The sequence below is a fragment of the Desulfosarcina variabilis str. Montpellier genome (assembly GCF_048565275.1).
GTDB lineage: Bacteria > Desulfobacterota > Desulfobacteria > Desulfobacterales > Desulfosarcinaceae > Desulfosarcina > Desulfosarcina variabilis.
Map to the genome: position 1 here is coordinate 4,642,269 of NZ_CP159846.1, position 13,129 is coordinate 4,655,397.

Here is a 13,129-nt window from a genome sequence, read left to right on the forward strand (position 1 = left end):
GAAAAAGCCATCTTTGATAGCACGATCGGAAAAATCTTGTCAACAATATTGGCCGGAGATTAGAGGGGATTCGCATTTGAATCAAATGGCGGAAAAGCTGGCAATCAATCTCAATATATTCTCCCGCACAGCATGCAGGATTATTGTATCTGGGGGGATCCAGCGTTTTTTTCTGAATCGCTGGAGGCTGTATCGTTGGCATTGGTCGCTTCGGGCTGGCGTGGCGATTCTTCGGCCAGGTTTTCGGTATCTTCTGGTTCTTCTTCCAGCCGCGATTGGCTGAGTTCTTCGATCTCTTTCGGTGTTGGCAAGTCTTTGAGGTCTTTTAGCTCAAACACTTCGAGAAAGTGTTTGGTGGTGGCGTAAATCAACGGGCGGCCGGGAATTTCCTTGCGTCCCAACACACGAATCAATTTCCGTTCCATTAGCATCCTGATTACACCACCACTATCCACGCCGCGGATATGCTCGATGTCACTACGGATGATGGGCTGATTGTAGGCGATGATGGCCAGTGTTTCCAGGGCTGCCTTGCTTATGCGAGGCGCACTGGGTCTGACCAAGCGTTTGATCCACTGGTTAAAACGCTCTTGCGTGCGGAATTGATATCCGCCGGCAATTTCTCGGAGCACAAACCCGCCATCACGTTGTTCATACTCGGCGGCCAATTGCGTAATGGCTGTTTTAATGGTGGGTGTATCGACATTTTCAAGAACTTTTTTTATCTGCTCCACCGTTAGGGGCGTTTCCGAAACAAATAGTAAACTCTCGATAATATATTTCAGATCTTCTGGCATCGTTGCGTGGTTGTCGTTATCCATCATTGGTAGAAAATTCTGATAATTCCCGTCGGTACATGCTGGGCGATGTGAATCAAATTGAGTTTGGCCATCTCCAAAATGGCCAGGAAGGTGACAATAATATCCGGCTTTTCCCGACATTCTTCGAATAATTCGTCAAAGGTCATCGATTCGTTGGCTTCCAGAATTTCCGTCAACTGAGAGATACGCTCTTGAACCGAGATTCGATCCCGCGTCAGGTTAACCCGATGGCTTGGCGTCACCTTGTCTAAAATGCTCTGAAAAGCGTCTATCAATTCGAACAAACCAATACGGATGACTTGATCGTCCTGAATATGATCAAACAAGCGATTGTCCGGTTTGCGAACGAACGTTTTGTCACCCAGAAGATTTCGTTCGGCCAGTTGTTCTGCTGCAGATTTGATGCGCAGGTATTCCAATAAGGGACGGGTGATTTCAAGCCTGGGGTCATCCTCTTCTTCTTCGCCTTCCTGGGCAGGAAGCAGCATTTTCGATTTGATATGGGTCAGCGTCGATGCCATGAGGACAAAATCACCGGCAAAATCGATATTCATCTGCTTCATCCATTCCAGATAGTTTAAATATTGTTCGGTAATCTGGGCAATGGGAATATCATAAATGTCGACTTCGGCTTTTTTTATCAGATGCACGAGAAGATCCATGGGGCCTTCGAAAACATTTTCAAGCTTCACCCGGTAACGCTTATTTAAAGCTTCCCCGGAAGGTGCATCCATTTGGTTGTCCGTCATCATGGCCACTTGGTATTGAACGTTTTTTTGCTTGATATGTGGTAACCGAGCCTGGCAGGGCTGCCGAAAAGCTGGTCGATATTTGTTTATCGCCCTTTACCATTGATAAAAAAATAATTCTAACGGTATGCATCAGGGCAATCAAGAAAAAAAGGCTGATGCAAAGGGCGGGGATATATGGGGATAAAACGCTATTCGATAAATTGGCGCTTTACAAACCGAAACTCGTCGTCACGCGTTTTGACGGTCCCATTTAATTTCGCCTCGGTGATTGATTGCAGCACCTTGCCAAACAATGGGCCCGGCGGCAACCCTAATTTGAGCAGATCCTTGCCGGACATGGTTATGGATACATTGCGAAGCTGTGTCTGAAAGAAAGATATCCGCTTTTTCGCGATTTCAGCCTTTGCACAGATCATCATGTACAGGATGATTTCTGTTTTAAACGCTTTTAACAGGTTATAAACGTCAGCGTTGCACATGCGTTTGCGGCTTTCCAGGCGGGGCAGTCGTCTTTCGGCCTGCAAGCGGGTTTCACCGAATAGCTTTGCGTGCCTGGGCGCAATGGTTAAATGCTTACAGATTTCGTTGGTCGTTTTTAAATCGCAGTGGCGAATCAATGTCATGAAATAGACGGTCCAACGTTCGTAGCTTTCATCAATAAACAAGAGGTCATGCCAATCGGTCACCTTTTTAGCGTTACCTAAGAGACGGGCAAGTTCATTTTCAATTTGTATCGCCGGATGGATCACCCGCAACAAATCATAATCCTGTAATCTCAATATGGCCGGCGTGGGATTTTCCTCCTTTAGGATCAATTTGAGTTCCGTGTATACGCGTTTGCCGCTCAAGCGTTTGAAAAAATCCATTTTAACGGCATTGTCGATAAGGCTGGCGGTAAGCTTGCCAATGGTAAAACCGAATCGTTGTTCGAACCGCAGTGCTCTGAAAACACGGGTTGGATCTTCGACAAAACTCAAGTTGTGGAGTACTCTTAACACTTTGTCCTTGATGTCTTTCTGGCCTGAAAAAAAATCAATCAGTCTGCCGAATTTATCCGGGTTGAGCTGAATTGCCAGGGTGTTGATCGTAAAATCCCTTCGAAACATGTCCATTTTGATGGAGCTCATTTCAACAATCGGCAAGGATGCCGGAAACTGGTAATATTCCATGCGTGCGGATGCGACATCGATTTTAAACCCTTTGGGAAAAATAATCACTGCCGTACCAAACTTAACATGGGTGTGGGTACGCGCACCCAATTTGCGGGCAAAGGTTTTGGCAAAGGCAATCCCATTGCCCTCAATCACAACGTCAATATCTTCATTTTTTCGATAAAGAAACAAATCGCGTACAAAACCGCCCACCACATAGGCGCTGCAGTTTAATTCACTGGCCACGTCGCCTAATTGGACGAGGGTTTGCATGATATGCCTGGGAAGACGTTCGCGCATGAAATTAAGAACCATGCGTGAGCGTTTGGCACTCAAATTCTCGTCAAGGGGGGATACATTGTGGTTGGATGAGCGGCTTTGTTGAACCAATGTGTTAAGCAAATCCGTTCTCGTGATTACTCCCAGCACATTGCCGTTTTCCATAACCGGTAGGATGCGCTGCTTGTTACCGATAATTTTATTTTGAATTTCGACAATATCTGCATCCGGACGAACAAATGACATTTCAGTACTCATGTATTCGTGAATGGGAACATTATCGAGATCATGAAACAGCGCTTTTTCTACGACCTGACGGGTGATGTATCCGCTGAAACCTTGGGGCTGCGACCCATCTGAAGCAACAAGAAGGGCATTGATGTTGTAGCGGGTGAGCAAGCCTTCAGCTTCTTTGCAGGTTGATTTCAGCGGCGCCATGATGGCCGGAGATGACATCAAATGACGGGCCTGACGTCTGGGATTGATTTTGCTATAGAGGGCATCAAACAACAATTGCTCTGTCTGCGCAATGGTTTTTCCTTTGACCGTTGCAGCGGCGGCCGTCGGGTGGCCACCGCCACCGATTAGACTTAAAATTTCCCCCACGTCAACATCGTCGGTTTTGCTTCTTGCAACCACGTACACCTTGTTTTCCATCAGCCCCAGCGCGAAAATGGCGTCGATATTCTCCATTTTGGCCATTTTTTGGACAAGGAAAGAAAAATCAGGAAAATAGTTGTCGGTGGTCACACTGGTAATAACAATATCAACACCGTTAATGGTGTAGCGACGGGAAGATTGAATCATGTCGTTGAGCAAGCCGATCTGCTCGGGGTTGAATTCCCGCGTGATCATATTGGAAATCATATTCAGGTTGGCACCTTTGGATAACAGGTACGCTGCTGCTTGAAGGTCGTATTCGGTCGTGGATGGGAACGAGAATGAGCCCGTATCTTCATAAATTCCCAGACACATGATCGTTGCCTCTTCAGGTGTAATGGGAATATCTTTTTCTCTAAGAATACCGGTTAAAATCGTTGCCGTGGCACCTGTCAGCATATGATATTCTTTGTCCGCTTTGATATCGTCATCCTTTTTGGGATGATGATCGTAGATATGGATTTCAAGATTTGGATTGTCAAGAATGGGACTCAGTGCGCCGATCCGACTGCGCCGTCTGGTATCGACCAACACTAATTTGGTGACTGATGAGAAGTCGATTTTTCCCTGCTCGGCAATATTAAAAAGATATACCATGGATTGAATAAAAAAATTCCTCAGGTTTTTTTCCTGGGACCCGGGAAATACCACCAATGCATCGGGGTAGAGCTTTTGCGCACATAGCATTGAGGCAAGCGCATCAAAGTCTGCGTTTACATGACAGGTGATAATGGTGACGGCTTTTGTGGGCGCTGTCTGATGAGAGCTCATGGGGGGTAAATACCTTTTTAAAAAAGGATGTTGATTTCCATTATGATTGAAATACGAAAAACAATAGCGCACTATGTGCTTGGTTCTATTCTTGCATATTGATGCCTGTTGGTGGTTGTCGTAGATAGTAAATTGCTATTGGAATGATCCCAATGAATGCAAAAGTTGTTGTTGTTTCAAGTAGTTTATGGTAGCAAAGAGATAATTCCAGCCATACTTCCGAGTGGTGAATATCGATTGTACATTTTCATACAAAACCATTTTTGGACCTGTTTATTTCCAGCGCTTGGGCATTTCTCTTCGTGTGGATCTTGCTGCCCACAAAACTTGTAGCACGGATTGCGTGTATTGTGAATGCAGTGCAACCACCATCTGACAAATAAACGAAAAATGAAAGATATTTCAGATTTCCTTGAAGATGCCGAAATTGTGAAATATGGACCTGCCCCGCCTTAAAAAAGCGATGGGGCATACAGATTAGACAATAAGGTCGATATCGTTGTTAAATGGTGACAACTGCGTATTTATGAATATAGGGGGATGGCATGCCGGTTTATCTGTGGGAAGGGAAGAACAGAAATAACATCGTACAAAAAGGCGAAATGGAAGCCGCAAGCGAAGATGTGGTTCGGTCCAACCTTGGCAAACTTCGCATCACACCGACCAAAATCAAGAAAAAACCAAAAGATCTTTTCGAAAATGTGGCCTTTTTACAACCCAAGGTAACCCAAAAGGACGTTATTTTATTTTGCCGTCAGTTCTCAACAATGATCGATGCCGGCCTTCCCATCATTCAATGCATGGACATCCTGCATGCCCAACAGGAAAACGCCACCTTTAAAAAAATGCTCAAAAATATCAAGGAGCAGGTCGAAAGTGGGGCCACCCTGGCTGATTCATTGAAAAAATATCCCAAACAATTCGATGACTTGTTTGTCAATATGGTGGCTGCCGGTGAGGCCGGAGGTATCCTGGATACGATCCTAAGACGATTGTCAGCGTATATGGAAAAGGCCGCCAAACTGAAAAGCCAGGTCAAGGGCGCACTGACCTATCCGATTGTGACCATTATTATCGCCATTCTCGTTGTTGCCGTTATTCTGGTCTTTGTTATTCCCGTATTTCAAGAGATGTTTGCTGATATGGGGGGAACGCTACCAACCCCCACTTTGATCGTCGTTGCCATGAGTGAATTTGTCAAATCGAAGATTCACTGGATGATTATCGGCCTTGTTATTTTTATCTACGCTTTTAAGAAATACTATAAGACCGAAAACGGGCGTAAAACCATTGACGCCACCGTCCTTAAACTGCCTGTTTTCGGGATGTTGCTTCGTAAAGTGGCGGTTGCAAAATTTACCAGTACCATGGGGACAATGCTGGCCAGTGGTGTCGCGATTTTAGAGGCGTTAGATATTGTCGCCAAAACATCCGGCAATAAAACCGTTGAACGCGCGATCTATACAGTTAGAAGTGGTATTGCCGAAGGTCGTACCATGGCGGACCCGCTGGCCGAAAGTGGTGTCTTCCCGGCCATGGTGTGTCAGATGATTTCCGTTGGTGAGTCCACCGGTGCACTCGACGCCATGCTGAAAAAAATTGCTGATTTTTATGAGGAAGAAGTTGATCAGGCGGTTGAAAATTTAACTGCCCTCATTGAACCGTTTATGCTCGTTTTCTTGGGCGTGGTGATTGGCGGTTTGGTAATTTCCATGTACCTACCTGTGTTTAAGATGGCGGGTAACCTTTAACCTTTCTCATAACTCGCATTTAATGTGTAACCCGTGAAAACCTGTTTTGAATAACACGTTGCCTGATTATGAAATTGACCCGGATGTATTTGGGCGAAAACTCAGATGGTTGATATCCTTACGGTTTGTTTTTGCCCTGTTGCTCTTAGGGTCTACGATCGTCTATCAGACTGGCGATTTATTAAATTCATCCGATATTTCAATCGTACTAATCTATGTCCTGTGTGGGACGATTATCCTGCTCACCTTTGTGTATGCTTTTCTACTGCCTTATATCAATCAGCATGAATTTTTCTTTGTTCATGGGCAAATTGGCATCGATACGTTATGTGTGACACTGATTATTTACATTACCGGCGGCTATGAAAGCCTGTTTTCTTTTTTATATCTGGTCGTACTAATCTATAGTAGTGTTTTTGTGCGTAAACGCGAAACCCTCTTTATTGCAGGTTTTTGCAGTGCTCAATTCGCCACCCTTTTAATCTTCGAACTCTATGGTTTCATCGCTTCGGTTGCCTATAATGGAGCACTTGTCGGTTCGCTACTGACCACGACCCAAGTCATTCAAAAATGCTCAATCCTGACGGGGGCATGCTTTTCTGTCGCTTTTTTAAGTGGTTATCTGTCTGATCAAGAACGACAATCCAAAGCTGAACTGGCAGCCATCCAAGTGCATTTGAGCAGAGTGCAAAGTTTGGCCCAAATCGGTGAGATGGCCGCCGGCCTGGCCCATGAGATAAAAAACCCATTGGCATCCTTGTCTGGAGCGATCCAGATATTAAAGGACGAGATGGAGCAGGACAACTCGGATAATATGCGCTTGATGCATATTGTGCTCAGGGAAACCGACCGATTGAGCAGTCTTGTGAATAATTTTTTGACTTTTGCCAGACCGTCTGCCGGACAGGCGAAATGCGTGGATTTGGGAAATGCATTGACGGAGGTCACTACTCTTTTTGAAAAAGACAGTAGTATGCGCCAGCGAATCACGATGTCGTTGTCTAACATCGATAATGTTCTTGTTCGCTTTGATCCACTACAATTGAATCAGGTGATTTGGAATTTATTGGCCAATGCTGCTGAAGCAATTGAAAATGAAGGCCGAATCACGATTGTTATGCAAAAATTGAAAAATGAACGGGTGATGGTTGAAATCACCGACAATGGCTGCGGTATGGATAAAAAACATGTTGATTTAATATTTAATCCATTTTTCACCACGAAGCCCAACGGTACAGGACTAGGCCTTTCCATTGTCTACCGAATCCTGGAAACTCATGATTGTCGGCTTGATGTACACAGCGAACCGGGAATCGGAAGCACCTTTACGGTTTTTTTTAATCAAATCGAGCCCTGCCATAATAACACCTAAATAGCGATGCATCGTCGACCGGGATGCTTATGATTAGCGTATATGTATAAATAAGTGTACAGATTTCATTTTGTTTTCACATTCCAATACATGTCCAATCTCACCTGTCTTTAGATCTTTATTTTTCCAATTTTTATCAAATCAATTAAAAATACTATTATTCAATGAGTTATGCGTTTACTACGCAAGCTTATCTTTTTATCTACTCTTTTGGTATGAAATGTGCGTTTCAAATAAAGTACGTTGTTCGCTGACAATTTTAGTGCTCGAAAAAGGCAACCCATTCGAAAGGATGTGACGCAAAGCCAACGGCCTAAGTCCAGGACAGACTGGATATGGCGGCTGGGCTGCCGAGCGAACACAGCATCTCATAAGTTTGCTGCTGCTCGCAAGGTAAGACAAATTTAGGAGATGCGCCGTGAAATTCATAAACCGATCCATTGTACCGCAAGTTCTTTTCGTCTTTATTACCGTTCTTTTTATTAATACGAGCTTTGCCTACAGTAGTGCAAGCGTATCGTTGGCTTGGGATGCCAACGACCCCGCACCCGAAGGATATCGGGTTTTTGCCCGTGAAGCGGGAGGTCAATATGACTATGCGCATCCGATCTGGGAAAATAGTCTGACCACCTGTACATTGACCGGGCTTACCGAAGGGGTAACCTATTATTTTGTTGTTCGTGCCTTTGATGGAAGCCTGGAAAGTGTCGATTCCGAAGAGGTATCCTACACACCGCCGTTATATTCAACTGAATCAAATACGGATTCCAGTACCGACACCAACACCGGTGCTGAAGCCGACACCAACACCGAAACCGACAGCGATGGCGACAATGTCCTTGATGCTCAAGATCTGTTTCCGAATGATCCCGATGAGTGGGCCGATAATGACAACGACGGGATTGGCAACAATCTGGATACGGATGACGATAATGATGGCATGACCGATGAATGGGAAATCGCCTATGGGTTGGATCCACTCAGCGATGATGCTGACCTCGATGCGGATGGCGATGGTGTATCCAATCTTGATGAATTCCTCGCAAGCTCAGAAACAATAACTTCCACCAATGCTCCAGAAGCACCTGTTCTTGACAGTGCTACCGAAACCGATCGGGTGAGTTTGACGCCGGTATTGCTGTGCGGGGGATATTTTGATTCAGACACGGATGGCCATTATCAAACCCGTTGGCAGATCAGTACCGAAGCTGATTTCTCTACCTTGATATTGGATGCAACCAGCACAACCCAGCTCTACACATATGCCGTCGGTGAAATGGTGCTTGATGTCGATACGGATTATTTCTGGCGGGCACAATTTATCGACGACAATAATGGCGTGTCTGATTGGTCTGATACCGCAACTTTTACTACCGTTACGGCCGAGAGCATGGGCGACACCGATTTTGACGGATTGTTGGACACCCAGGAAGCCGATGAAACGGCAGATGTGAATGAAAACGGGATTGCAGACGTTCTTGAAAGCAACATCATGACCATCAATACCATCGAGGGGCAGACCACGGTAGGTGTTGAAACGTTATCCGAGGCGGTCACCTTGGTTTCGATTAAATCGCTTTCCGCGGAAACCGTTGCCGATAGAAGCGTGAATTTGGGATTTGGCTTGGTTGGTTTCAAACTGTATCTTCAAGAAGGAGTGAAAACCGCTTCCGTAAAAATCCATTTCTCAAAAAAGGTACCGTCTACCGCCAAACTCTATAAATACACCATTGAAAACGGATGGAACGTATACGAAAATGCGGCTTTTGCGGCCAACCGCAAGAGCGTGACCCTGGTCCTTGAAGATGGTGGTGTGGGGGATGAAGATGGCGTTGAAAACGGTGTCATCGTTGATCCATCGGGAATCGCCTACCAGGAAGAAGAAACAGAAACACTATCTGACAGCGCCTCTGTTTCAACCGATGACACCACCAACGGCGATAGTGGCAGCGGCGGATGTTTTATCTCAGCCGGTAGCACCGGATTCGGTAATATGAATACCGGATCAACAACCGTGGCCACCATCTTGACGATTGCTTTGGCAACCTTGGGCGTGGTTTCCGCAAAAGCGGTGCGCGTCAAAAAATAAAAACAACGCCGATCAGCATATTAAACACCATTTAAACAACCGGTAAAGCAATCCCCCTGGCGAGTTTCCTGCCAGGGGGATTGTTTTTTTGCGCAACAGGCAACGCGTGTCTTCTATCTACATAGATTCAGAGCAATCCGGGCAACCCGATCGGATGCCCCTGAACCGCCCAAGCGTTTTCGTACATGAGACAATGCGTCTGTGATCTGCATGTATAATCGCGGATCATTGACCATTTGAATTATTTTACCGGCAATATTCTCGGGTGAGGCATCATCTTGTATCAGTTCAGGCAAGAGGCTTTTCTGAACGATGAGATTAACAATGCCGATATGCTTGACCTTGATTAGCCGTCTGCCCAACCAGTAGCTGGTGGGGGATACTTTATAGACGATCACCGTTGGCACCCCGTAAAGCGCGGCTTCAAGCGTGACGGTACCTGATGCAGCCACTAATATCTGGCTATTTCTAATGACTTGTTCAACCCTGCCTTTGATGACATCAACGTCGAGGTCGGCGTTGTGGCGGTTTACAATGTCCATCATTCGGTCTGCATGGATGGAATCAGAGCAAGATACATTAAACCGGGCGTTTGAGTAAACCTTTTGGATTTTTTTGCAGGCTTCAAGCATTACCGGAAGCAGGGTTGAGACTTCTTTTTCTCTTGATCCGGGAAGCAGCCCAATGGTCGGGGCGTCTTGGAAATCAGATGATAATACCGGTGCTGCAACCGGAGCAATCCTGTCCAGCAGGGGATGGCCAACAAACGTAACAGGCACCTGGTGTTTGCGATAAAATGCGGCCTCAAAGGGGAAGATTACGGCCATGTGGTCGACCAGGCGCTTTATTTTTTTTACCCGTCCTTGGCGCCAGGCCCATATTTGAGGGCTGATGTAGTATAAAATGGGGATACCCAGCTTTTTAGCAAATTCAGCAACGTGAAAGTTGAAATCTGGAAAGTCAATCAGAATCAATAGATTGGGTTTAAGTTGCCGCAATGCCTTTTTTACAATTGACATGGACCGGTATATGGTCGGCAGGTTGGAAAAAACTTCTGTAATGCCAACCACGGAAAGGATGCTGGCGTCGACCAACAGCTGAACCCCTTCGGCCTTCATGGCACTGCCGCCAACACCAAAGATAAAGCTCTGGTGATCCATTTTTTTTATGGACTGGGCCAATTTGGCACCGTGCATATCACCGGATGCCTCACCGGCAATGATCATCATACGATTTACGGGCATTTTTTACGCTATTTCTCAACCAACAAGGTGCTGGCTGGTTTCTTGGATTTGAGACATGATGGATAATGCGGTTTTCAGTGCATCGCGGCCCATTTTCCCGGTAACCAGGGGCGCTTGGCGGTTCCTGACGGCCAGGACAAATGATTTTAGCTCATCATCTAAGGCATCACTTTTATCAAAAGAAAGTTGCTCGATTTTCATGCCCGGAATAATTCCTTGGGATTGATTTTCATCCGGATGAACAAGCGTGATGTTGTGATTGGCAAAGTCGATGGATATATAGGCATTTTTCTGAAAAAGTCTTAGTTTGCGTTCATTTTTTGCCGAAATTCGGCTGGCGGTCACATTGGCAACCGCCCCATTTACAAACTCAAGACGTGCATTGGCGATATCAATATTGCCGGAAATAACCGATATTCCCGCTGCGTTCACGGTTTTAAGCTCTGAACGAACCAGGTTCAAAATCAGATCAATATCGTGAATCATCAGGTCAAGCACCACACTGACATCCGTGCATCGACCCTGAAATATACTCAGTCGATGGGATTCAATAAATCGAGGCTGGTCGATCTTTCCGTTGAGCGCCACTACGGCCGGGTTGAACCGTTCCAGATGCCCCACCTGAATGATCAATCCGTTGGAATCGGCAAGAGCGATTAAATCGTCAGCATCTTCAAGAACAGTGGTGATCGGTTTTTCGATGAGAACATCCACACCATGGGTCAGGAAATCTTTCGCGATCGAGTAATGAACGGGTGTTGGCGCGGCTATACTGACGGCGTCAACCTTACCAAAAAGAGCCTGATGATTGGGAAAATAGGTGGTTTGGTTTTCATTGGCCACGGTTGATCCGTGATCGACGTCGGTGTCGACGACCCCCACAAGTTCTACATCCGGCATATGATAGTATTTTTGAGCATGAAATTTTCCCAGATATCCCACACCCACCACACCAATTCGTAGCTTTTGCATGTCAGTTCTCATTTTTCAAAGAGGCTGATATCGTTTTATTATCGGGTGACACCGCGGGAAGAGGCCTTGATGAATTCAATGAAATGCTCAACTTCCGGAAGCATTTCCACCTCGGCATGAACGCGGGTAATGGCTTCATTGACTGTTAGTCCGTATCTAAAAAGAATGCGATAGGTCTTTTTTAATGCGGATAGCACTTGATTTGAAAATCCGTACCGTTTTAAGCCGACTCGGTTCAGACCATGCAATATGGCCCGGTCACCAGCAGCAATGACATAAGGAGGCACATCCTTGACCACGGCTGATTTTCCGCCCACAAATGCGTAGTCACCGATACGGACAAATTGATGGATGGCTACCAGTCCCCCCACCGTGGCATGATCACCAATGGTAATATGACCGGCCAAGGTGGTGTTGTTGGCCAGCACCACCATTTTGCCGATACGACAGTCGTGGGCCACATGGGTATAGGCCATTAAAAATGATTTTTCACCGACATGGGTCACCCCCCCGCCGCTTTCCGTTCCACGATGGATGGTTACAAATTCGCGGATGGTCACATCAGATCCGATTTGAACCATGCTTTTTTCTCCGCCGAATTTGAGATCCTGGGGAATCGCACCGATGGCGGCAAATTGAAAAATACGGCATCCAGGTCCAATACCAACATGTGGATCAATGACCACATGGGGTCCAATACGGGTCCCCTTGCCAATGGTAACGTCATCACCAATGACAGAGAATGCACCGATCTCAACGTCATCTTCGATAACAGCACCTGGGCTTACGATAGCAGTGGGATGAATCATTTTAATCTCCATATGCGGCCAATAGTTGCGCTTCGGCAACGACATTGCCATCGACTTTGGCAACCCCGGCCATTTTTACAGCTCTGGTTCTTAAATTCAGCATATCCAATTCCAGAATTAGCTGGTCGCCGGGGACCACCGGTTTTCGGAAACGAACCTTGTCAAACCCCATGAAAAGAATCAGATTACCCTGCTTTTCGGGGGGAAGGGACTGGGTGACCAGAACGCCTCCGGCCTGTCCCATGGCCTCAACAATCAGCACACCCGGCATGATGGGCATGTTTGGGAAGTGACCTTGAAAAAAAGGCTCATTAATGGTGACATTTTTTAAGGCGACAATGCGTTTGGATTTTTCAAATTCGACCACCCGGTCCACAAGAAGGAAAGGATACCGGTGGGGCAGATGGTCTAATATCGATTTAATATCGAACACCGTTTCCATACAAAGGCCTCCGCAA

The 13,129-nt window shown here is 46.0% G+C and carries 10 protein-coding genes and 1 riboswitch; of the genes, 3 read left to right on the plus strand and 7 right to left on the minus strand.

Going from position 1 to position 13,129, the window contains the following annotated elements; translation table 11 throughout:
* Positions 1–140: 140 nt before the first annotated feature.
* The 3 genes from scpB to Dvar_RS20970 all read right to left on the minus strand — a co-directional run bounded on the left by scpB (position 141) and on the right by Dvar_RS20970 (position 4,434).
* Positions 141–824: an SMC-Scp complex subunit ScpB gene (gene scpB, locus Dvar_RS20960; protein ID WP_419663903.1), complete on the minus strand. Its 684-nt coding sequence runs from the start codon at positions 822–824 to the stop codon at positions 141–143.
* On the minus strand, positions 821–1,555 hold the full coding sequence (locus Dvar_RS20965) for a segregation and condensation protein A (RefSeq protein ID WP_419663904.1): 735 nt from the start codon (positions 1,553–1,555) through the stop codon (positions 821–823). Before Dvar_RS20965 ends, scpB begins: the two co-directional genes overlap by 4 nt.
* 206 nt (positions 1,556–1,761) lie before the next feature.
* Positions 1,762–4,434 (minus strand): CBS domain-containing protein, encoded by a 2,673-nt coding sequence (locus tag Dvar_RS20970; RefSeq protein ID WP_419663905.1) that lies wholly within the window; start codon positions 4,432–4,434, stop codon positions 1,762–1,764.
* Between the two features lie 545 nt (positions 4,435–4,979).
* On the opposite strand from Dvar_RS20970, the gene Dvar_RS20975 reads away from it, so the two are divergent.
* From Dvar_RS20975 to Dvar_RS20985, 3 genes are all read left to right on the plus strand, one after another.
* Positions 4,980–6,185, plus strand: a complete 1,206-nt coding sequence (locus Dvar_RS20975) for a type II secretion system F family protein (RefSeq protein WP_419663906.1) — start codon at positions 4,980–4,982, stop codon at positions 6,183–6,185.
* A gap of 46 nt (positions 6,186–6,231) precedes the next feature.
* Positions 6,232–7,557 (plus strand): two-component system sensor histidine kinase NtrB, encoded by a 1,326-nt coding sequence (locus tag Dvar_RS20980; RefSeq protein ID WP_419663907.1) that lies wholly within the window; start codon positions 6,232–6,234, stop codon positions 7,555–7,557.
* Between the two features lie 264 nt (positions 7,558–7,821).
* Positions 7,822–7,912, plus strand: a riboswitch (cyclic di-GMP riboswitch).
* 63 nt (positions 7,913–7,975) lie between these two features.
* Entirely contained in the window at positions 7,976–9,646 is a 1,671-nt protein-coding gene (locus Dvar_RS20985) for a choice-of-anchor U domain-containing protein (protein ID WP_419663908.1), read from the plus strand.
* A 113-nt stretch (positions 9,647–9,759) separates the two neighbouring features.
* Here the strand turns inward: Dvar_RS20985 and lpxB are convergent, their stop codons facing one another.
* From lpxB to fabZ, 4 genes are read right to left on the minus strand one after another with little or no spacing between them, the layout of a single operon-like run.
* Complete coding sequence (gene lpxB, locus Dvar_RS20990) at positions 9,760–10,890, minus strand: lipid-A-disaccharide synthase (RefSeq protein WP_419663909.1); 1,131 nt, start codon at positions 10,888–10,890, stop codon at positions 9,760–9,762.
* A gap of 15 nt (positions 10,891–10,905) precedes the next feature.
* A complete protein-coding gene (locus tag Dvar_RS20995) occupies positions 10,906–11,862 on the minus strand; it encodes a Gfo/Idh/MocA family oxidoreductase (RefSeq protein WP_419663910.1) in 957 nt (318 codons plus the stop codon).
* Between the two features lie 38 nt (positions 11,863–11,900).
* Positions 11,901–12,671: an acyl-ACP--UDP-N-acetylglucosamine O-acyltransferase gene (gene lpxA, locus Dvar_RS21000; protein ID WP_419663911.1), complete on the minus strand. Its 771-nt coding sequence runs from the start codon at positions 12,669–12,671 to the stop codon at positions 11,901–11,903.
* A gap of 1 nt (position 12,672) precedes the next feature.
* Positions 12,673–13,104, minus strand: a complete 432-nt coding sequence (fabZ, locus tag Dvar_RS21005; RefSeq protein ID WP_419664140.1) for a 3-hydroxyacyl-ACP dehydratase FabZ — start codon at positions 13,102–13,104, stop codon at positions 12,673–12,675.
* Positions 13,105–13,129: the final 25 nt, after the last annotated feature.